Origin of the sequence: Larkinella terrae, assembly GCF_009668025.1 — a bacterium.
Classification (GTDB): Bacteria; Bacteroidota; Bacteroidia; order Cytophagales; family Spirosomataceae; genus Larkinella; species Larkinella terrae.
The window spans coordinates 590049-612317 of the sequence record NZ_WJXZ01000014.1; the positions used below are offsets into that span (position 1 = coordinate 590049).

Annotated in this window: 18 protein-coding genes; 15 read left to right on the plus strand and 3 right to left on the minus strand. The window is 52.0% G+C overall.

The genetic code is table 11. From position 1 onward, the window contains the following. The first annotated feature begins 128 nt into the window (after positions 1–128). From GJJ30_RS24280 to GJJ30_RS24325, 10 genes are all read left to right on the plus strand, one after another. Positions 129–536, plus strand: coding sequence for a hypothetical protein (locus GJJ30_RS24280; protein ID WP_154177780.1), 408 nt, complete (start codon positions 129–131; stop codon positions 534–536). 26 nt (positions 537–562) lie between these two features. After that, positions 563–1234, plus strand: a complete 672-nt coding sequence (locus GJJ30_RS24285) for a hypothetical protein (RefSeq protein WP_154177781.1) — start codon at positions 563–565, stop codon at positions 1232–1234. A 191-nt stretch (positions 1235–1425) separates the two neighbouring features. Continuing rightward, positions 1426–1827, plus strand: coding sequence for a hypothetical protein (locus GJJ30_RS24290; protein WP_154177782.1), 402 nt, complete (start codon positions 1426–1428; stop codon positions 1825–1827). Between the two features lie 156 nt (positions 1828–1983). Next, positions 1984–2532, plus strand: a complete 549-nt coding sequence (locus GJJ30_RS24295; RefSeq protein ID WP_154177783.1) for a hypothetical protein — start codon at positions 1984–1986, stop codon at positions 2530–2532. 110 nt (positions 2533–2642) lie between these two features. After that, positions 2643–3452, plus strand: coding sequence for a sensor histidine kinase (locus tag GJJ30_RS24300; protein WP_154177784.1), 810 nt, complete (start codon positions 2643–2645; stop codon positions 3450–3452). A gap of 139 nt (positions 3453–3591) precedes the next feature. Further along, positions 3592–4257 (plus strand): response regulator transcription factor, encoded by a 666-nt coding sequence (locus GJJ30_RS24305; protein ID WP_124879508.1) that lies wholly within the window; start codon positions 3592–3594, stop codon positions 4255–4257. A 234-nt stretch (positions 4258–4491) separates the two neighbouring features. Further along, positions 4492–7254 (plus strand): 2-oxoglutarate dehydrogenase E1 component, encoded by a 2763-nt coding sequence (locus GJJ30_RS24310; RefSeq protein ID WP_154177785.1) that lies wholly within the window; start codon positions 4492–4494, stop codon positions 7252–7254. 55 nt (positions 7255–7309) lie between these two features. Next, positions 7310–8935, plus strand: a complete 1626-nt coding sequence (odhB, locus tag GJJ30_RS24315) for a 2-oxoglutarate dehydrogenase complex dihydrolipoyllysine-residue succinyltransferase (RefSeq protein ID WP_154177786.1) — start codon at positions 7310–7312, stop codon at positions 8933–8935. Between the two features lie 127 nt (positions 8936–9062). Continuing rightward, positions 9063–10463 carry a dihydrolipoyl dehydrogenase gene (gene lpdA / locus GJJ30_RS24320; protein ID WP_154177787.1) on the plus strand — a complete coding sequence of 467 codons (1401 nt, stop codon included), beginning with the start codon at positions 9063–9065 and terminating at the stop codon, positions 10461–10463. Between the two features lie 206 nt (positions 10464–10669). Next, a complete protein-coding gene (locus GJJ30_RS24325; RefSeq protein ID WP_154177788.1) occupies positions 10670–12034 on the plus strand; it encodes a M28 family peptidase in 1365 nt (454 codons plus the stop codon). Positions 12035–12125: 91 nt separating this feature from the next. On the opposite strand, the gene GJJ30_RS24330 is transcribed toward GJJ30_RS24325, so the two are convergent. After that, entirely contained in the window at positions 12126–12452 is a 327-nt protein-coding gene (locus GJJ30_RS24330; protein WP_154178715.1) for a nucleotide pyrophosphohydrolase, read from the minus strand. A gap of 201 nt (positions 12453–12653) precedes the next feature. On the opposite strand from GJJ30_RS24330, the gene GJJ30_RS24335 reads away from it, so the two are divergent. From GJJ30_RS24335 to GJJ30_RS24355, 5 genes are all read left to right on the plus strand, one after another. After that, positions 12654–13262, plus strand: a complete 609-nt coding sequence (locus GJJ30_RS24335) for an RNA polymerase sigma factor (protein WP_154177789.1) — start codon at positions 12654–12656, stop codon at positions 13260–13262. 88 nt (positions 13263–13350) lie between these two features. Continuing rightward, the gene (locus tag GJJ30_RS24340; protein ID WP_154177790.1) at positions 13351–14364 is read left to right on the plus strand and encodes a FecR family protein; all 1014 of its coding nucleotides are present in this window, start codon (positions 13351–13353) and stop codon (positions 14362–14364) included. Between the two features lie 4 nt (positions 14365–14368). Further along, positions 14369–17956: a SusC/RagA family TonB-linked outer membrane protein gene (locus tag GJJ30_RS24345; RefSeq protein WP_229313387.1), complete on the plus strand. Its 3588-nt coding sequence runs from the start codon at positions 14369–14371 to the stop codon at positions 17954–17956. 12 nt (positions 17957–17968) lie between these two features. After that, entirely contained in the window at positions 17969–19411 is a 1443-nt protein-coding gene (locus GJJ30_RS24350) for a RagB/SusD family nutrient uptake outer membrane protein (RefSeq protein WP_154177791.1), read from the plus strand. A gap of 151 nt (positions 19412–19562) precedes the next feature. Continuing rightward, positions 19563–20831 carry a hypothetical protein gene (locus tag GJJ30_RS24355; RefSeq protein ID WP_154177792.1) on the plus strand — a complete coding sequence of 423 codons (1269 nt, stop codon included), beginning with the start codon at positions 19563–19565 and terminating at the stop codon, positions 20829–20831. 152 nt (positions 20832–20983) lie between these two features. Here GJJ30_RS24355 and GJJ30_RS24360 read toward each other — a convergent pair whose 3' ends face one another. Next, a complete protein-coding gene (locus GJJ30_RS24360; RefSeq protein WP_154177793.1) occupies positions 20984–21349 on the minus strand; it encodes a DUF2237 family protein in 366 nt (121 codons plus the stop codon). Between the two features lie 30 nt (positions 21350–21379). Beyond that, complete coding sequence (locus tag GJJ30_RS24365; RefSeq protein ID WP_154177794.1) at positions 21380–22222, minus strand: endonuclease/exonuclease/phosphatase family protein; 843 nt, start codon at positions 22220–22222, stop codon at positions 21380–21382. Between the last annotated feature and the right edge of the window lie 47 nt (positions 22223–22269).

Sequence of the window (22269 nt, forward strand, 5' to 3'; positions counted from 1 at the left end):
GGGCTGAATACCAAAAAAATACGGGATATTCCCTGATTGGGTACGTATTTCTACCTGTTTTTCAGGCAGCTACGGTCATGCCAATGGAATTCAATTTAACTTGGTAAAGCAAATCAAACTGCTCTACCATGCACGAACCGCGTAAATCCTCCGACAAATTTCACGGTGATGTTGGCTCTTTTATTACCGCTGCCGACGCCAAAAGCCGTACCCGCCAACACCGCGCTTTCGAAGAAGGGAAACTGGGACTAAAACCGGACGAAGTGACCAAGGCCGAATTTTTTGGTATCAATCGGATCAGTAAGCTGATGGGGCGCAAAGACTGTGTCGGCATTCGGATTTACTACGGCAAACGCTACGAAGACGCTGATGGTGACCCCACTACGCAGGATAAAGGCGAACTCAAACCCCGACTGGTATTAGTAGGTGTCCGCGCCGACGGTTCCGATATTTTCGAAGACAAAGAAGGGTTAAAAGATATGATTGGCGATGGTGATGCGTTGGCGGATGGAGCTCCTTGCCCCCAATTTTGTTAACATTAGTTTAGAAAATAGCTTCTCAAATGTTAGAAAAGCTAATCAATCATTATTCCAATTACTCAGTAATACTGGCAATTGAATTTGTTACTTTAATTCCAATTATTGTTGGTGTCATTTTTATAAGACATTTAAATATATCAATGAAGTTCTTATTGATCTACTATATAATAGTATTCATTAGGGACTTCATTTCAAATGTTTCAGCCGTTTATCGCATTAACAATCATTACTTGTACAATTTATCAGGTTTTGTTGAAATAATTACTGTAGGATTAATTTATTATAAAGCTGTAGATACTATAAAAAGTAAAAAATGGATTGCCATACTTGCAGGGCTATCTGTCTTCTTTGGAACTTTTCTCTGGTCTTCAACTGAATTTTCTTCCGGTATATTAACATTGGCCGATCTTTGCAGTATGGGTATTAGTATCTTATATTTTAATACTTTAATTGCTGAACTTAAAATAATAAACATCTTAAAACATTCATTATTTTGGGTAAGTAGTGGTTTAATCGTACAAGCTGCGGGTACATTCTTTATTTTTTTATTTGCAAAAACCGTATTTTCTGAAAATGTTGAGTACAGCGTTTTTTACTTTTATTGGCAAGTTCGTCAGATAATGTATATTATATTTTGCGTTTTGTCATCGATCGGTTTTTGGGTCAGTAAAGAGGATAAATATAATTACACTTGATTCAATGAATTAAAAATCTGTAAAGCGGCATGAACCACAGGTTTGTATTGATCCTGGATTGAGGTTGAGAGCTGTTACGGTTTTTCCGTTTACTCAAAGGTACCCCGGCTTCATTGCTTTCCACAACAAGCTTGTGCAACTTTGTGCACCGAGTTTAAACGTGTTTTTTTACAGTATAACCTCTTTTTTTCATGAGTAATATCAATAGTGGCGCAGGACGCTTCATTTCGAATGAAGAAGCCAATCAATTCAAAGGAGCCTATGAAGATCGCAAAAAAAAGCAACTGATTCCGGAACAGGATACCGTTCGCTCCGAATTTTTTGGTAGCAACAATTTGCAAAAAATACTTGATCAGCCGGGATGCGTTGGTATTCGGGTTTACCACGCCAAGCGTCGGGAAAAGGTGAACGGTACCGAACACCTGGTTCCCCGGGTTGTGCTGGTGGGCGTTGACAAAAACGGCGACGAAATTCTAACATTAACAGAGCCCGTTGAAGCCGGTATGAAAGACATGCCAGCGGGTCGGGATGGTCAGTTAGCCGACGGCCCATTGTGTCCGCCGGAGTGTAATAAAGTAGGTAAAGGAGGGTGATAGGATCCTGAGTTAATTATGAGTGTTCATCCTTATATTAAATTAATACTGAAGTATCCCGATTCATTTTTACCAGACCTGTTCCTGCTACTGGCAATCGGAGCGGGTCTGGTAAATTATTTTTTTCTGGATAAGTCGAGCCGGTGGTTACTCAGAATGTTAATTCTGTCATTTATCATCAGTCTGATTCAGCTCCACGACGCGGCTTTTCGCCAGAATAATTTATATCTGCATAATATAAATTCGCTCATTGAAATGTGCTTTTTTGCTGCAGCTTATCAGGTCGAATTGAAATCTAAACAAAATCTGACGGTTATTATTTCCGGTTTGGCAGTGTACCTGCTGGTATTTTTATTCGATTTTAAATGGGGAAATATTGCTGGTATTGCACTTGGCGTTGAGCGAATGGTAATGATTATTTATGCACTTCTCTATTTTCATTACATTCTAACCAAAATGCAGGTTCAGAATTTATTGATACACTCCATGTTCTGGGTTAGTGCGGGCGCTATTGTTCATGCTGCCGGAACGCTATTCGTTTTTCTATTCGTAAAAGCAACGTTGGGCGACCTGAGCTCCAACGGAAGTTATTATTTATACATCACCATCGTGCGAACTTTCTCGGCCTTTTTCTACATCGTTCTCGGCGTCAGCTTCTGGCTGCGACGGCGGGAATTTCGACTGGCTGAGCGGTTTACCGTTTAATACATCGTTCTTGCGGAAATGGCTCCAGAGTTTTATATTTCGCCAATTGAATCTTATTATTCCCCGTGTATGGGAACGTACTTCGCTACTGGTCCGCTGTGAACGAGGACATGAAATTATATATTGCCGTAGGAACGGCCGTTTTGTTGGTGATGGCTATTTTCATCATCGTATTTGTTGCCTATTACCAACAGAAACAAATCCGTCAACAACTGATTCTGAAAGAGTGGCAGGAGAAATACCGCAAAGGTCTTCTGGCCGCAACGCTTCAGGCTCAGGAGCACGAACGTCGGCGCATCGCCCAGGATCTGCACGACGAAATCGGAACGATGTTATCGGTTACGAAATTGAGTCTCAATCAATTAGGTCGAACAGTTGAACACAATGACCCCGGTTCAACGGTTCTGGTGCAGAAAACCCGCTCACTTCTGGACGAAACCATTGCCAACGTTCGGCGCATTAGCCGCGACCTGGTGCCGACTACACTCGAACGTTTTGGCCTCGTTTCGGCGCTGGAAGAACTGGCCGAAAAAGCCAGCAATGGCGAAGTGCACGTCGAGTTGTCGTGTTCGGATAAAATGCCGACCTTGCTTCCGCAACTGGATCTGACGCTCTTTCGGATTGCACAGGAGCTGATCAACAACGCCATCAAACACGCCAACGCCGAAAATATCATCATCGACCTGCACTGCCAGCCCAACGGAATTCTGCTTTCGGTGATCGACGACGGCCGCGGGTTTGATCTGGACGAAATTCTGAAAGATAAAAAACGCGGGCTGGGACTGCGGAATATCGAAAGCCGCCTGAATGTTATCGATGGACACGTGACCTTCGACGTCGAAGAAGGCCGGGGTTCGCGGATTCACATTCAGGTGAAAAATTTGAAACCCGAAGTGGAGGTGGAAGTGGAAGCGGTATAATGATTTAAATGGTTAGATGGTTGAATGGTTAAAAATGGTGGGCTGACGCATGCATTAATCATTTTAACCATTCTTAACTATTTAACCATTTTTCGCCATTCAGCCATTAAAACCCTCTTCAGTTATTCTAACCCTGACGATGAAAAAGATCAAGATTGCTTTAGCCGACGATCATAATCTGTTCCGGAAGGGAATGGCTTCGGTGTTGAGCCAGGTACCGGATTTTGAGCTGGTGCTGGAAGCGAGCAACGGCCAGGAACTGATCGACAAGCTGACCCGTCGGATGCCCGACGTGGTGCTGCTGGATCTGGAAATGCCGGTGATGGACGGAATTGCCACTACCGAATACATCCGGGAAAACCATCCCGACGTCAAAATCATCATGCTGACCATGCACGACGAAGACCGCTTCGTGCTGCACCTGCTCGAAAAGGGCGTCAGCGGTTACGTACTTAAAGACGCCGATCTCGACGAAGTGGAAAAAGCCGTTCACCGGGTGATGGACGATGGCGTTTATTTAAACGATTTCGTCTCGAAGGTGATGCACCGGAAAATGGTGAACAAAACCACCGTGATCAAGCAATCCTCGACCACGACACTCTATAATAGTAAGGTATTGTTGTCGGAGCGCGAAAAGGAAGTGCTCAAGCTGATCTGTGAAGGCTTATCGACCGCCGAAATCAGCGAGAAAATCTTCCTCAGTCCGCGCACGGTGGAAGGCCACCGGTTGCGAATTCTGGAAAAAACCGGTACCAAAAATACCGCTGGCATGGTGGCGTATGCCTTCAAAAATAATCTGGTATAAGGAAATCGGAAAAGGAAACGGGGAGAACGGAAGGCGAGGAGCAAAAGAGGGAAGCAAAAACCCTTTTCGTTCTCTCCTTCCGTTCTCCCCGTTTCGTTTTTTCAACTTATTTCCGATAGGTATTGTTACCAGAGCAACATCGATTCAGGTATTAATAAAGAATTGAAAAATAGTAGACAATCTTTCTATTTGAATCGTTTAACTTTGCCAATCGAACATGGGTGATTCCGAATTATGGACAGATTCTCGTATATAGCTAACTCTGAAGCGGCTTACATCGACGACTTATACCGGGCTTACAAGCAGGACCCCGGCTCGGTGGATGGAAGCTGGCAAAAATTTTTTGAAGGTTTTGAATTTTCCCAGTCGTATGGCGAAAATGGCAACGGAGCCAATGGCCACTCCGGCGCCGATCAAACGACTACAAAACCCGTTATTGATACCAAACACGCTGAAAAAGAAGTATCGGTAGCCAGTCTGATCAAAGCGTATCGTTCACGGGGTCACCTCCTGGCCAAAACCAATCCCATTCGCAGCCGCAAAGACCGCAATCCGCGGATCGGTCTCGAAGATTACGCCCTGACCGAAGCCGACCTCGACACGGTTTTTGAAGCCGGAAGTCTGTTGGGAATCGGGCCGAGCACGTTGCGGAAAATCATGGAGTCGCTGGAGAAGATTTACGCCGGAACCATCGGTTTCGAGTATATGTACATCCGCGAGATCGACGTCAAAAACTGGCTGCGGAATAAAATCGAGAAAGAAGCCCTCGTTTTTGATCCGACGATTGAAGAGAAAAAGCGGATTCTGGAAAAACTGAATGAAGCAACAGTTTTTGAGAACTTCCTGCATACCAAATACTTAGGCCAGAAGCGGTTTTCGCTCGAAGGCGGTGAAACCACGATTCCGGCCCTGGATGCCATCATCAATTACGCGTCCGAACTGGGGGTGGAAGAAATGATGATCGGGATGGCCCACCGCGGCCGCCTGAACGTGCTGGTGAATATTCTGGGCAAGTCCTACGAAAGCGTTTTCAGCGGTTTTGAAGGCAATGTGCCCGACCAGGTTTTCGGTGATGGTGACGTGAAATACCACCTGGGCTATTCGAGTCTGATCGAAACCAAGGCGGGCAAGCAGATGAGCCTGAAACTGGCGCCGAATCCGTCGCACTTGGAAGCGGTTAACCCGATTATCGAAGGGTTTGTCCGCGCCCAGGCCGATGAAGAATACGCGGGAAATTTCGACAAGATTCTTCCCATTCTGATTCACGGCGACGCGGCTGTGGCGGGTCAGGGCATTGTGTACGAAGTAACCCAGATGGCGAAACTGGCTGGTTATCAGACAGGTGGAACGCTCCACTTCGTGATCAACAACCAGATCGGTTTTACGACCGATTTTGAAGATGCCCGCTCGTCGATCTATTGCTCAGATGTGGCCAAGATCATCGACGCGCCGATTTTCCACGTCAACGGTGATGATCCGGAAGCGGTGGTTTTCTGCGCTAAGCTGGCCGTCGAGTTCCGCGAGAAATTTAACCGGGACGTTTTCATCGACATGGTATGTTACCGTCGCTACGGCCACAACGAGTCGGATGAGCCGAAGTTTACGCAGCCGGATTTGTACAATATCATTGAGAAACACGCCAATCCGCGCGAAATTTATAACAAAAGCCTGATCGAACGGGGCGAAGTCGATGCCGAGCTGGCGACCAAAATGGACGCCGAGTTCAAGAAAGAACTGCAGGACCGGCTCGATATGGTGAAGCAAAAGGCCGAAATTCCGTACAAACCGCTGCGGTTAGATCGGGAATGGGCCGAACTGCGGGTGAGCAAGCCGGAAGATTTCGACCAGTCGCCCGAAACCGGTGTTCCGCTGGAAACGCTGGAGAAAGTCGGGAATGCACTCGTTACGATTCCGAGCGGTTTCAAGCCGTTGAAGCAGATCGACAAACTGCTGAAAGATCGTCGACAGATGTTGTTTGAAACCAAGACGGTCAACTGGGGAACGGCGGAGTTGCTGGCCTACGGTTCGATTCTGTCCGAAAATAAAGTGGTTCGGCTGAGTGGACAGGATGTGCAGCGGGGAACGTTCTCGCACCGCCATGCGGTTTTGCACGATTCCGAAACCAACGAATCTTACAGCTCGCTCGATCACATTGAGGGCAGCACGCAGAAGATGCAGATTTACAACTCATTGCTGTCGGAATACGGCGTTCTGGGCTTTGAATTTGGCTATTCGATGGCGGCCCCGCACGCGCTGGTGATCTGGGAAGCCCAGTTTGGGGACTTCTCGAACGGCGCTCAGGTCATTATCGACCAGTTTGTATCGTCCTGCGAGTCGAAGTGGGGATTGATGAACGGTCTGGTGATGCTGTTGCCGCACGGTTACGAAGGACAGGGACCGGAACACTCCAACGCGCGTCCGGAACGCTACTTGCAGCTTTCCGCCGAGTATAACATGGTGGTTGCCAACGTAACAACCCCGGCAAACTTCTTCCACCTGCTGCGTCGCCAGTTGACGTGGCAGTTCCGGAAACCGCTGGTGGTGATGTCACCAAAATCATTATTGCGTCACCCACAAGTAGTTTCGCCACTGGAAGATCTTACCAAAGGTACTTTCAAAGAAGTATTGCCCGATGGGTACGCCATCGGCAAAAAAGTGAAACGGGTTATTCTCTGCACGGGTAAGATTTATTACGAATTGCTCGAAAAACAACAGGCTGACAAGCGTGAAGACGTGGCCATTGTTCGGTTGGAGCAGTTACATCCATTCCCGCAAAAACAGTTGAACGCCATTCTGGCCGAATACAGCAAGAATGCGGAACTGGTTTGGGTGCAGGAAGAACCGTCGAACATGGGTGCCTGGACGTTCTTGCTGCGTTCGGCCCCGGAATTGAAATTACGCGGGGTTACCCGGAAAACCAGTGCGTCGCCCGCAACCGGTTATTCCAAAGTTCACAGCCAGGAACAGGCCGATATCATTCGTCGGGCATTTGAATAAGGGTTAACGGTTACCACCAATCCGCTGGTAATTGACAACTGAAAACGAAGAAAAAATGGCAATAGAAATGAAAGTACCCCCGGTTGGGGAGTCGATTACGGAAGTGACCGTTGGCGCGTGGCATAAGAAAGAGGGTGATTCGGTTAAGAGAGACGAAGTGTTGTGTGAACTGGAATCAGACAAGGCGTCGTTTGAGTTTCCCGCTGAAGCCGACGGGGTTTTGCACATTATGGCGCAGGAAGGCGATGTATTGCCGATCGGTGCGGTTTTGTGTACCATTGAAGCCGCCGGTGCATCCAATGGTGCGGCTCCGGCCCCCAAAGTCGAAGCGCCGGCCGAACAACCCAAGCCCGTTGAACAACCGGCTCCGCAGCCTGTCGCGGTTAAACCGGAACCGGCTCCGCAACCGGCAGCCCCTGAACCCGCTGCGGCTTCGAAATCCATAGAAATGAAAGTTCCCCCGGTTGGCGAGTCGATCACGGAAGTGACGATTGCTTCCTGGAATAAAAAAGACGGTGATCAGGTTGCCTTGGACGAAGTTCTCTGCGAACTCGAATCCGATAAAGCCACATTTGAATTGCCATCCGAAGCCGCCGGAACGCTCCGGATTGTGGCCGAAGCTGGTGCAACGCTGGCAATTGGTGCCGTAATCTGCCGGATTGAAGTTGGTGCCGGAGCTTCTCAGCCCGCTGCCCAACCTGCGGCTCTGGCACAACAGCTAGCCGCTCAACCCGCTGCTAATCAGGGTGATGGCTACGCGGCCAATCATCCGTCACCGGTTGCGGCCAAAATTCTGGCCGAAAAAGGCATCGATCCCAAAGAAGTGAACGGCACCGGCATCGGTGGCCGGATTACGAAGGACGACGCCGTGAAAGCCGAAAAACCGGCTCCGGCCGCTCCCACACCGCAACCAGCGGCTACTCCGGCTCCCAAACCGGCCCCCGCGCCGGTCGCTGCGGCTCCGGCTGCCGAAGGTGGTAACCGTGTTCAACGGCGCGAACGCCTGACGTCGTTGCGGAAAACCATTGCCCGGCGTCTGGTAGCCGTGAAAAATGAAACGGCCATGCTGACGACCTTCAACGAGGTTGATATGAAGCCGATCATGGATTTGCGGGCGAAATACAAAGATAAATTCAAGGAGAAACACGCCGTTGGCCTGGGCTTTATGTCGTTCTTCGCCAAAGCGGTTTGTATGGCCTTGCAGGAATTTCCGGCGGTAAATGCCATGATCGACGGTGACTCGATTGTCTTCAATGACTACTGTGATATTTCGATTGCGGTTTCAACCGAGCGCGGGCTGGTCGTACCGGTTATTCGTAACGCGGAAAGCCTGGGTTTTGCCGGTATCGAGAAGGAAGTCATTCGACTGGCAGGGTTGGCTCGTGACAATAAACTGACGATCGAGCAGATGACCGGTGGCACATTCACCATCACCAACGGCGGTACGTTCGGGTCGATGTTGTCGACGCCGATCATCAACGCACCCCAGTCGGCCATTCTGGGTATGCACAACATTGTTGAACGTCCGGTGGTCGTTAACGGTGAAATCGTGATTCGTCCGGTGATGTACGTTGCCCTTTCGTACGACCACCGCATCATCGATGGCAAAGATTCCGTGAGCTTCCTGGTTCGGGTGAAACAACTGCTCGAAGATCCGGCGCGGATTTTATTGGGCGTTTAATAAAATAAGTAGGACGGATTATAAAACCGCCTTTGTTCCGGGCCAGGTCTGGCTCGCTGGCAGAGACGATTTATAGTTCGTCCTACATTTATATAGAGAAAAATTATCTGTCAATAGATCTACATTTATGCAATACGACGTCATCGTCATCGGCTCCGGTCCGGGCGGCTATGTGGCCGCGATTCGTTGTGCCCAGTTGGGTTTGAAAACGGCTATCGTGGAAAAATACAAGACGCTGGGCGGCACCTGCCTCAACGTCGGCTGTATTCCGTCGAAAGCCCTGCTCGATTCCTCGGAGCATTTTTACAATGCCGCTCACACCTTCGCCGAACACGGTATCAAACTGGCGGATTTGCAGGTCGATCTGCCGCAGATGATCAAACGGAAAGCCGGTGTGGTCGACGCCAACGTAACCGGTATTGCGTTTCTGATGAAGAAAAACAAGATTACGGTTTACCAGGGATTCGGGTCGTTCGTCGACGCCAATACCCTGAACGTGAAGAAAGACGACGGCAGTGACGAAAAGATTACGACGAAGAATTTCATCATTGCTACGGGTTCCAAACCATCGTCGTTTCCGTCGATGCCGATTGATAAGAAGCGTGTCATTACGTCTACGGAAGCTCTGACGTTGCAGGAAGTACCAAAACACCTCATCGTGATTGGTGCGGGCGTGATTGGTGCCGAACTCGGCTCCGTGTATGCGCGCATCGGCTCCAAAGTGTCGTTCGTGGAATTTGCCGACTCGATGATTCCGACGATGGACAAAACGATGGGCAAAGAGTTGCAGAAAGCCGTTAAAAAACTGGGTGCGGATTTTTATTTCAGCCATAAAGTCACCAGCGTCGAAAATACCGGCGAAGGCGTGGTCGTGAAAGCCGATGCCCCTAATGGTCAACAAATTACGCTGGAAGGCGATTACTGCCTGGTGTCGGTCGGTCGTCGTCCGTACACGGATGGCTTGAACCTCGAAGCTGCCGGTTTAGCCGCCGATAGCCGGGGCCGGATCGAAGTGAATGATCACCTGCAAACCAAAGTGCCCAATATCTACGCCATTGGCGACGTGATTCGCGGAGCCATGCTGGCCCACAAAGCTGAGGAAGAAGGTGTTTTTGTGGCCGAAACCCTGGTTGGACAAAAACCGCACATCAATTACCGCCTGATTCCGGGAGTGGTTTACACCTGGCCGGAAGTCGCCAGCGTGGGCTTCACCGAGGAAGAACTGAAAGCGGAAAACCGGGCCTACAAGGTTGGTTCGTTTCCGTACAAAGCCTTGGGCCGCGCCCGGGCCTCAATGGACGTCGACGGTTTGGTGAAAGTACTGGCCGACAAGCATACCGACGAAATCCTGGGTATGCACATCATTGGCGCGCGAGCTGCCGATATGATTGCCGAATGCGTGGTCGCAATGGAATACCGGGCCTCGGCTGAAGACATCGCACGGATTTCCCACGCCCACCCGACATACACCGAAGCCATCAAGGAAGCCTGTCTGGCCGCCACGGAAAACCGGGCGATCCATATGTAGTTTACGGTGATCAGTATTTAGTTTACGGTTTTCGGTAGATGACGTATTACATTCATTATTCATTGTTAATTGTTCATTTGCAATGCGTTAGCCACCGTAAACTAAATTGCAACCAACTGACAACCAATAGGATTTATTGCATAAATTTTAACCCGGCTTTGGAATTCAGGCCGGGTTTTTCTTTTTTAGAAGATACCCCAACTCAGATGAAAAAACTACTACTTGCCTTCGGCCTTTTCGCGACCGCAGCTCAAGCTAAATCGCCCGCCGACTCCGTAACCATTCGCAAAATCTACACCGAAATCCTCGGGAATAGCCCTTCGTATGAATGGTTGCGCCAGTTAACCAAGGGCGTTGGCCCGCGACTGAGCGGTTCGGCGGGGGCGCAGAAAGCCGTCGACTGGTCGAAACAACTGATGGAGAAGCAGGGCTTCGATCGCGTCTTTTTGCAGGAAGTGATGGTGCCCCATTGGGTGCGGGGAGCGAAGGAAGTGGCTTATATTCAGAATGGTAAACAAAAAATAACCGTGCCCATTGCGGCTTTGGGCGGCTCGATTGCTACGGCACCGAAAGGGGTGGAAGCGCCGGTTATTGAAGTGAAAAACTTTCAGGAATTGCGGGATCTGGGCGCGGAAAAAGTGAAAGGCAAGATTGTGTTCTTCAACCGCCCGATGGACCCGACTAAACTGAATACCTTCGAAGCCTACGCCGGTGCGGTCGATCAGCGGGGCAATGGCGCGTCGGAGGCCGGAAAACTTGGGGCCGTCGGCGCGATTGTCCGTTCGGTGACAACCGCGATGGACGATAACCCGCATACGGGCGGCATGCGCTACGCGACCGGCGTGCCATTGATCCCGACGGCGGCCATCAGTACCAACGGCGCTGAATTGCTTAGTAAGTCGTTGAAAGAGAACGCAAATCTGACGTTTTACTTTAAACAGAATTGTGAAATGCTGCCCGACGTTAAATCCTATAATGTCGTTGGTGAGATCAAAGGCTCCGAAAAACCGGAGGAGATCATCGTGGTGGGTGGCCACCTGGATTCGTGGGATCTGGCCGAAGGGGCACACGACGACGGCTCGGGCTGTGTGCAGTCTATCGAGGTGCTGCGAACCATCAAAGCTTTGGGAATCAAACCCAAACGCACGATCCGGGCCGTCATGTTCATGAACGAGGAAAACGGATTGCGGGGCGGTGTGGGCTATGCGGATTACGCGAAGAAGAACAACGAAAAACACATTGCCGCTGTGGAGTCGGATGAAGGCGGTTTTACTCCCCGCGGTTTTGGAATTGTCGGGACCGCCGAACAACGTGCGAAAGTGATGCCCTGGAAACCGTTGCTGGCACCTTACGGGCTGCACGACATCGGCGCTGGTCCGGGGGGCGCAGATATTGGCCCGCTGGCGCAGTTCGGCACGGTTTTGTTCGGTTTTAAACCCGACACGCAGCGGTATTTCGACTTTCACCACACGGGCATCGACCGCTTTGAAGGCGTCAACAAGCGCGAACTCGAACTCGGAGCCGCTTCAATGACGGCGCTGGTGTATTTGCTGGATCAATATGGGTTATGATTGTTACACAGGGTTTATCAGAGGGAATTAGGGTTAATCGGGGAGTCCTCTGATTAACCCTGATTCCCTCTGATAAACCCTGTGTAACAACTCACTTCAGCTTCTCATTATCCAGATGCCGTGTCGCGTCGCGGACGGTTTTCTTTTCCAGGTTCTTCTGGAAAGCCGCCGTTAAATCGACGCCGGTTTGGTTGGCGAGGCAGATCAACACCCAGAGGACATCGGCCATTTCGTCGCCCAGATCTTTCGTTTTATCCGATTCTTTTTCGGACTGCTCCCCGTACCGCCGGGCCATGATGCGGGCTACTTCGCCGACTTCCTCGGTGAGCATCGCCATATTGGTCAATTCGTTAAAATACCGAACGCCGATGGTTTTGATCCAGTCATCGACGGTCGTCTGGGCTTCGCGTAGCGTCATCGTTTTCATGTTAGAACCCAGACAGTGGTTGCAAACCCTGTCTGCGGTTGCGTAGGTTTGTTAGGTTAAACCGCAGACAGGGTTTACAGCTACTGTCTGGGTTTGTCGAAGCAAATTTATCAGTAAATAATACCAATTTTTGCGGGAATGGGTTAAGTTTGTCAATCAGCGACCTTAAACCGGTCCGTTGGCCGAATACTGATGAACGCCCGACCCGACTCTACGCATGATCTGACGAACTGGAATGCATTCCGGGAAGGAAGTGAGTTGGCGTTTTCGGCGCTGTATTCGGCCTATTATCGGTATTTCGTGAATTACGGCCGCCGGTTTGGGGCCGACGATGCCACCACCGAAGACGCCATCCACGACCTGTTTATTGAGTTGTGGAATCACCGGCAAACCCTCAGCCAGCCCCAATCGGTGCAGGCTTACCTCCTCAAATCGTTCCGAAACCGGCTGGTGACCCAGCTCGCCGAACGACAGCGCCGGTTTGCCGACGTCGATGTAGAGGAGCAATTCGGCCTGCTGTCGCCTGAGCCTTCCGCCGAAGAACGACTCGTCACGGACGGACTGCATCAGGAGCAGTACGAGCAGGTTCGGGGCGCGTTCACCACCTTGTCGCCCCGCCAGCGGGAAGTGCTGTACCTGCGCTATTTTACGGACCTGAGTTACGAAGAAATCTGCGCCGTCATGGGCATTACCTACCACACGGCCCGCACCCAACTTTACCAGGCTCTGACCGCCCTCCGCAAGCGGCTCCAACCCAACTGGCCGGTTTTGATCCTGCTATTCAGCCTGTTTGACCACTAGTTGAAACTTTTTTTACAAATTTTTCTTCCCTTCTTACTACAAAATCCGGTTTGCCCTCTCTTACGGTTGATTGACTCCTCAACACGGCATGAAACCGCTGGACTATTACGCCACGATCGACACCATTGAACTTGCCCGCGATCCGGACTTCCGGATGTGGATTTTACAACCAACACCCGAACGAAACCGGTTTTGGGATTCGGTGAAAGCACTTTATCCGCAGCAGCAGACTATACTTGACGAAGCACGTTTGCTGGTGATCGGGCTGGAGAAAACCTGGCAGGAAATTCCCGAAACGGCCGTTGATGCTTCTTTCCAGCGACTTCGAAAAAAGCAGGCTGAGCGGCAGCCCGACCCCAAACGGGTGTTTTTCAGGCCCCGGTTTTTCCGGTATGCCGCTGCCGTAACACTCTTGCTGGTGGCCGGATTGGCGGGGTGGTTTTATACCCGGACAGCCTCTCCGATTGAATACAAAACCGCTTACGGCCAGATTCGGACGGTGACTTTGCCGGATGGCTCGGTGGTGACGCTGAACGCCAATTCGGCTTTGCAAATGGCGGACGACTGGGAAACGCAGGAGCGCCGGGAAGTCAGGTTGTCGGGCGAGGCTTTTTTTGACGTCAATAAAAAACCGCAGGGGCGCCGGAAGCCGTTCGTCGTGCACACTGGAGTCGGCGACGTGGTGGTGTTGGGAACGCGCTTCAACGTGAACACCCGTCATGCCCATACGCAGGTGGTTTTGCAGGAGGGAAAAGTGAAAGTGGCCCTGCCTAAACATGCTGACATGCTGATGCAGCCGGGCGATCTGCTGGAAACCACGACCGGAAAAACCGCCGTCCGCCGGGCGAAAGTAGATGCGGATCGCTACGTGGCCTGGCGCGAAAACCTGCTGGTGATGGAAGATGTGCCACTCGGTGAAATTATCCGCCGATTGGACGACCAGTACGGTTTGAAAGTACAGATTACTAACAAAAAACTCCTTGCTGAATCCTTTTCGGGTTCGGTGCCGGTTGACCAGCCCGAGTTGCTGCTGCGGCTGATGGCCGTAACGTTTCACTTTAAAATAAATAAAAAAGAAAATCAGATCGTGTTATCCAATTAAACCAATGAATAGACCCGTACCAAATTTGATCCGATTGGCGATTCTGGGCGTGTGGTGTCTGGCTACCACCGCCGAAGCGCAGATGCTGGCATCGACCTCGATGCGTCAGCAGCCCCAGTTGGCCCAGGAATATGCCCGGCCAATCCGTAACGTCCGAACCTTGAGCGATGTATTGCACGAACTCGAGCGCAAATACGGTATCAAGTTCGCGTTTCAGAGTAAAACGATCCAGGACAAAACCGTCAGCCTTCCTCTGCCGACTTCGGCGGATCGCGAAGCGGTTTTGAAGGCGGTTTTGAAATCCAGCAACCTGACGTTCAAGAAAGTCGATGAACGCTACTACGTCATCATCGAAGCCGACGAGGCCACGAGTCGCGTCAGTCCGTTGGCGGCTCCGGTGGAAGAAAGCCAACTCCTGCAAACCCGGTCGAACCCGATGCCGGACGACCGGATGAGTATGGTCGTGCCTGCCTCGCTGCTCATGCGTCAACCGATGGAAATTGTTGTGCAGGAACGCCGGATAACGGGCCGCGTAACGGCGGACGAAAACGCCGACGGTTTGCCGGGCGTCAGCGTGGCCCTGAAAAATTCGACGCGCGGAACCACAACCGACGGATCAGGGAACTATACGGTTTCGATTCCGAACGAAGGCGGCACGCTCGTCTTCAGTTTTATTGGATACGTAACGCAGGAAGTTCCGGTGGGCAGCCAGTCGACGATCAATGTGTCGCTGAAACAATCCGACCAGACGCTAAGCGAGGTAGTCGTGGTGGGTTATGGGACGCAGCAGAAGCGTGACGTGACGGGTTCAATTGCGTCGATCAGTACCAAAACTATTAAAGATCAGCCGGTTCCGAACATCGTGGAAGGTCTAACGGGGCGGTTGCCGGGGGTTTTGATTCAGCAAAATACCGGTGCGCCGGGCAACAGTCCTTCGATCAAAATCCGGGGTCTGGGCTCCATCAGCGCGGGTAATGGTCCGCTGGTCGTGATCGACGGACAACCGCTGAACTCGGGCGATCTGGCCAACGGGGGCGGTTTGAACCTGCTGAACCCGAACGATATTGACAAGATCGACATTCTGAAAGATGCGTCGGCGACGGCCATTTACGGTTCGCGGGGTGCCAATGGGGTTGTCGTGGTGACGACGAAGCGCGGAAAATCCGGTCAGGCTCGTCTGACCTTCGATTACTACACCGGTATCCAGCAGATCACCAAAAAAATGGACATGCTGAACGCCCAGCAGTTCGCCGAATTTTCGAAAGAAGCCTTTAATAATGCCTACCTGGAGCGCGTAACGGGCGCCAAAATCGACGATCCGAACAGCGTTCGGGCGGCCGGACAGCGGTACCGGTATCCGCGCGGTGAAATTGCCGGCGTGAGCTTCGACAATCCGGGTGCGCTGACCAGCTACGACTACCAGGATATGATTTTTCAGAATGCGCCCATCAGCAGCTACCAGTTGAGCGCATCGGGCGGCAGTGACAAGATTCAGTACATGGTTTCGGGTAACTACCTGAATCAGAAAGGTGTCGTGAAACGTTCAGGCATTGACCGGTACACGATTCGGACGAACATTGATGCGCAGATTACGTCTTTCCTGAAGATGGGCGTAAGCCTGAGTCCGTCGTTCTCGGTTGAAAACCGGGCGAACACCGACGGTCACTGGGCTAATAACGGGGTGATCAATGCTGCGCTGAGCTTGCCGCCCTTCATTCCGATTTACCAGCCGAACTCGACGCTTTACAACTCACAGGCGTATTACGCAGCTCCTTACGACTGGCCGGGTATTACCAATCCGGTTGCCAATATTTACGAAATTGATAACCAGGTTCGGACCACGCGCCTGCTGGGTAACGCCTACGCCGAGGTGAAACTGCCGTTCGGTATTTTGTACCGCGGAACGATCGGGGGCGACATCCGGCAATTGCGGCAGAACTATTACCAGACTACGGCGCTGCCCCTGAACCAGTTGCTGCCGCCCACAGCCAACTCGGCCTACGCCGAAAACGCGCAGGAACTGAACTGGGTAACCAACCATACCCTGACCTACAATAAAGAGATCGGGCCGGATCACCGGTTTGAGGTGCTGGTCGGTCTGGAAAGCCAGAAGAACGATTTCGAGCGGACCCGGATCGACGCCAACAACTTCCCGAACGACATTGTCCGGACGGTGAACGCGGGGACGATTGTCGGGACCAACTCCTCCCGCAACGTTCGCGATCAGTGGTCGCTGGCGTCTTATTTTGGCCGGGCTGCGTATTCGTTCCGCGATCGGTATCTGTTCAATGCATCCATCCGGCGCGATGGCTCGTCGCGGTTCGGGGCCAACAACCGCTGGGGGACGTTCCCCTCGGCTTCGGTCGGCTGGCGGGTTTCGGAAGAATCCTTCCTGAAAAATAACCGCATCGTTTCGGAATTGAAAATCAAAGCGAGTTACGGTTTGTCGGGAAACAACGCGTTTACGAGCAATTACCCGTCGATCGGTTTGCTGGGACCGGACAATTACGTGCTGGGCAACGCGCTGGCGAACGGTCTGGCGGTCAACTCGATTGGGAACGATAACCTGACCTGGGAGAAAAGTCGGCAAACCGACATTGGTCTGGAACTCGGCATTCTGAGCAACCGGATTTTCCTGACGGCGGATTACTACAAACGAATCACAACCGACCTGCTGCTGGCGGTTCAGGTGCCGACGCTGACCGGTTTTACGTCCGCCGTGAAAAACATCGGAAAAGTAGAAAACAAAGGGCTGGAACTGGCGCTGAATACCCGCAACCTTACCGGTGCGTTTAGCTGGTCAACCGACCTGAACTTCTCGTTCAACCGCAACAAAGTACTGGCACTCGGACCCACGGGCGACCCGATCCGCAGCGGTACCGGTGTGGGCGAAACGAACATCACCATGATTGGCGAGCCGCTGGGTAGTTTTTACGGATACCAGCAACTGGGTGTTTTCAAGAACCAGGCGGAACTCGATGCGTATCCGCACTTCGCCGATGCCCGGCCGGGTGACGTGAAATTCGCGGACGTGAACGGCGACGGAAAAGTGGATGCCAACGACCGTACGCTGATCGGGAACAACCAGCCGGATTTCATTTACGGGATGACCAACACCTTTACATACAAAGGCATTGACCTGGGTATTGTGATTCAGGGCGTTCAGGGATCCACGATTCTGAACCTGTCACGGCGGTTTTACGAAAATCTGGAAGGCAACGCCAACGAGCTGACCACGGTGCTGAACCGCTGGCGGTCGCCGGACCAGCCGGGCGATGGCAAAACGCCCCGCGCCAACACGCGGTCGACGGGTAACAACAACGCAGTTTCGTCGCGGTGGATCGAAGACGCCAGCTATTTCCGGATTCGGAACATTACGATCGGTTACAACTTGCCGAAAACGCTGATTCAGCGCGTGAAATTGCAAAGCCTGCGGTTGTACGGCGGGGTTCAGAACGCCCTGACGGTTTCGAAGTACCTGGGTTACAATCCGGAAGTGAGTGGGTACGAAGGCCCGCTGACCGGCGGGGTTGACTACGGCAGCTACCCACTGGCCCGCACGTACACGATTGGCGTAAACATTGGTCTTTAATTCTGAACATCCATGAAACGAAAATACCTAGTTGTCGCCCTGTTGAGTCTCGCGCTGACGAGCTGTAAGGACGAGTTTCTGGCCCTGTCGCCGATTTCGCAGGCCAGCACCGCCACGTTTTACAAAACCAGTTCCGACCTGCTGAATGCGCTGAACGGTGCATACGGTGCCCTGCAGCTCAACGGGCAGTACGGTCAGTTTTACGTGGTGTCGGAGATACCGTCCGACGACACCCGACCGGTTTTGTCCGGTTCGGTGACGGATCAGGATGAATTCGATAAATTTTACATGCGGACCACCAACCCGTACACGCTGGCGCGCTGGAGCGACGGTTACAAGGGAATTTACCGGTGCAATGCGATCATCGACCGGGCCGGGGGTGTCACGATGGACGAAACCCTGAAAAAGCGCGTCATTGGAGAAGCTAAATTTCTGCGGGCGCTGATGTATTTCAACCTCGTTCGGGTATTTGGTGATGTTCCGCTGGTATTGAAGGAAATTACCGATCCGCAGGAAGGCTACGAATACGGCCGGTCGCCGGTGGCTGATGTTTATGCGCAGATTATCAAAGATTTAACGGATTCAGAAGCGGTTCTGGACGTGAGTTATACCGGCGCAAACATTGGCCGGGCCACGCGCGGAGCAGCCAAATCGTTGCTGGGAAAAGTGTATCTGACGCAGAAAAAATACGCCGAAGCGGCTGCCAAACTGAAAGAAGTCATTGATGCCAATACGTATGATTTGTTGCCAACCTACGCTGCGGTTTTCCAGGCTTCGGGCAAGAACCACAAGGAGTCGATTTTTGATGTGCAGTACAAGAAAGGAAGCATCGGCGAGGGCAGCGGTTTTGCGAATGCGTACGCTCCCGAAAACTCGGGCAACGCGGTGATTCAGTTCGGCGGGGGTGGTAACAACCAGCCAACGGCGGATATGGTAGCGGCTTACGAACCCGGGGATTTGCGCAAGGATGTGTCGCTGGCGACGAGTTACGTGAACGCCAATGGGGTGAAAGTGGATTACAATTTCATTCGGAAATACAAAGATCCGCCGGTTGTCAACGGTGATTCGGAGGATAACTGGCCGGTTTTGCGCTACGCCGACGTGTTGCTGATGTACGCCGAAGCGTTGAATGAAACCGGTAAAACCGCCGATGCCCTGCCGTTCCTGAACCGCATTCGGACCCGGGCCGGGCTGGCCGCCAAAACCGCTGCCGACGCCGGAACGCAGGCGGCCATGCGGCTGGCACTGGAACAGGAGCGACGCGTTGAACTGGCGTTCGAAGGGCATCGCTGGTTCGATCTCGTGCGGACTGGCCGGGCACTGGACGTTATGAAAGCGAAAGCTGCCGCCATCGGGATCAAGACCAACCTGACGGAAAACAACCTGATTTTTGCCATTCCGCAGAGCCAGATCGACATCAATTCTTCGAAAATCAAGCAAAATCCGGGGTATTGATGGAAGGAGGAAAGAGAATAGACAAGAGATGTGAGACTTGGGAATTGAGAAAATAGAGTCGCTTGTCTCACCTCTTTACTCTCATCAGTAGATTATTTACCGTCAGGGGCTTTGGGTTTTTTACACAACAACCACCCAAAGCCGCTTTTGTATGAATCGACGCTATTTTCTGAAGACATCCGCCGTAGCCGGTTTGAGCGGACTGGCGTTTCGTCAACCCCTTGGAAAACCGCTGGAGGTTCCGGTTCGGGCGTTGACAAAAGGACCCGGTTTTCACTGGTTTGGGTATTACGACAAACGTCAGTTCGATCCTACAAACCGCTACGTGCTGGGGATGCAGGTCGGTTTTGAAGGCCGATCACCCACGGCCGACGATGTGATTAAAATCGGTTTGATCGATCTGCAAAAGAATGATAGCTGGACGGAACTGGGCGAAAGCCGGGCCTGGGGCTGGCAGCAGGGCTGCATGTTGCAATGGGTTCCGGGTTCAAAATCCGAGGTGATCTGGAACGATCGTGTTGGTAATCAATACGTCAGTCACATTGTCGATGTGTTTACGCGGAAAAAACGGACGTTGCCGAAAGCGATTTACGCGCTGAGTCCGGACGGGCGCTGGGCCATCGGCACGGAATTCAGCCGGATTCAGGATTTGCGGCCGGGTTACGGCTACGCGGGCATTCGCGATCCGTACTATGATACCAAAGCCCCGAAAGAAATCGGGTTGTACCGCATCGATTTAAAAACCGGTACGACAAAGCTGCTGTTCTCGCTGGCCGAAGCGGCTGAAATTCTGCACAATGGCGTTTCCGTCGCGGATAATTTCCACTGGTTCAATCATTTGCTGATTAATACGGACGGGACGCGGATGACGTTTCTACACCGCTGGCGGGCCAAACGCGAAGACCGCCAGGTGATGGCCCGTACCCATTTCACCACCCGCATGTTCACGATGAACCCGGACGGCAGCGACCGGTTTATCATCGATCCGTCCGGTTTTACGTCGCATTTTGTCTGGCGCGATCCCACCCGCATTTGCGCCTATACCAAACCGCAGGGCCAGCCGCAGGCATTCTATATTCTGGAGGATAAAACCGGGACAATTGAACCCATTAAAACCGATAAAATGCCGGTGAACGGGCACCAGACGTACGTGCCGGGCCATCAAAACGACTGGCTGCTGAACGACAACTATGCCGGTGCGCAAGACCGGAATCAAACGCCGTATCTCTATCACCTGCCCACCGACCGTCGAATTGACCTGGGGCATTTCCCGGCGGGGGAAAGTTACGTCGCCGAATGGCGCTGCGATCTGCATCCACGCAGCAGCAACGACGGCAATTTCGTCTGCATCGACTCCACCCACGGCGGTAACGGACGGCAGCTCTATCTGCTTGATTTAAGACCGGTGTGGCAGCAATAGATTGACGATTGACGGCTGACCATTGACAACTGACCATCGACCATTGACGATGGCTTTGTCGATTAGCTTTTAGAAATGGTAAGCCGTCAATCGTCGGCGGTCAATGGTCAGAGGTTGATGGTCAATCGTCAGCGGTCGATGGTCAACAATCTTCACTCCTCAAACGCCAGTTCCCGCAACATGTCGATGGTGACGTAGTTGAGGACTTGCTGGTGGGTGCTGGCGAGTAAAACCGGGGGCGCAACGCCCGCTTCGTAGGCTTCGCGCCAGCGTAGGATGTGCAGGCACCAGCGGTCGCCGGGTTTTAGGCCGGGAAAGCGTAATTCGGGGCGGGGCGTGATGAGGTCGTTGCCCCGGCTGCGCGAAAACGCCAGAAATTGTTCGGTGACAATCGCGCAGACGAGGTGATGACCCTGATTTTCGTCGTCGGTCCGGCAAAAACCGTCGCGGAAAAAACCGGTGCGGGGTCTCGTGCAGCAGCATTCCAGCGGAGTGCCGTAGACGTTGGTGGCAGACATAAAGGGGCTCAGGTTGATGCGAGCCCCAAGTTAGCGGATAACGGCCTTGATCACAACCGGCTGGTGGTCTGAAGGGTAGCGTTGGTCCTTGGAATCGGTCAAAACGCCGTATTTCAACACATCAATGCCTTTCTTTACGAAAATATAATCGATGCGGTTTTTCATCGGCGCATCGTGTTTGAAGCTGTTGAAGGTTCCGACCGGGCCGTAGGGCGGTTGCGCAGTCACCTTGTACGAGTCGCTCAGCAGGGTTTCAATGGTGTGTACCTGCTCGGTTTCGGGTGTTGAGTTCAGGTCGCCGACGAGGATCACCGGGGCGTCTTCCGCAATTTCCTGAATTTTCTGCACCATCAGTTTGCCGGACTGCCGCCGGGCTTCCACGCCCTGATGGTCGAAGTGAACACTGAAGAAATAGAACTTCTTCTTCGTCTTTTTGTCCCGGAACTGCGCCCAAGAGCAAATGCGGTTACAGCAGGTGGCATCCCAGCCTTTGCCCGGTTTGTCGGGTGTTTCGCTCAGCCAGAAGTCGCCGGATTTCAGAACTTCAAAGCGGTCTTTTTTGTAGAAAATCGCCGAATGCTCCCCGGCTTGCTGCCCATCGTCGCGGCCTTTTCCCAGAAAGGCAAACTCGTTCAGTTCAGCAATCCCGTCCAGTTGTTCGCGCAAGCCTTCCTGCGTTCCGAACAGGTCAAATTCGTGAAAACGGATCAGGGCCTTGACATCCTCCTTGCGGTTGGGCCAAGCGTTGATGCCGTCGTTTTTGGTGTTATACCGAATGTTGTAAGTACCGACGACAATCGGGGTGTTCTTTTGGGAAAAACCGTCTTGGGAAATCAGAATGCTCGTCAGCAGGATTAGGATCGTTAGTTTCATCTTTTAGGGTCTTGTTTGAAAAGGGTTGTTACACAGGGTTGATCAGA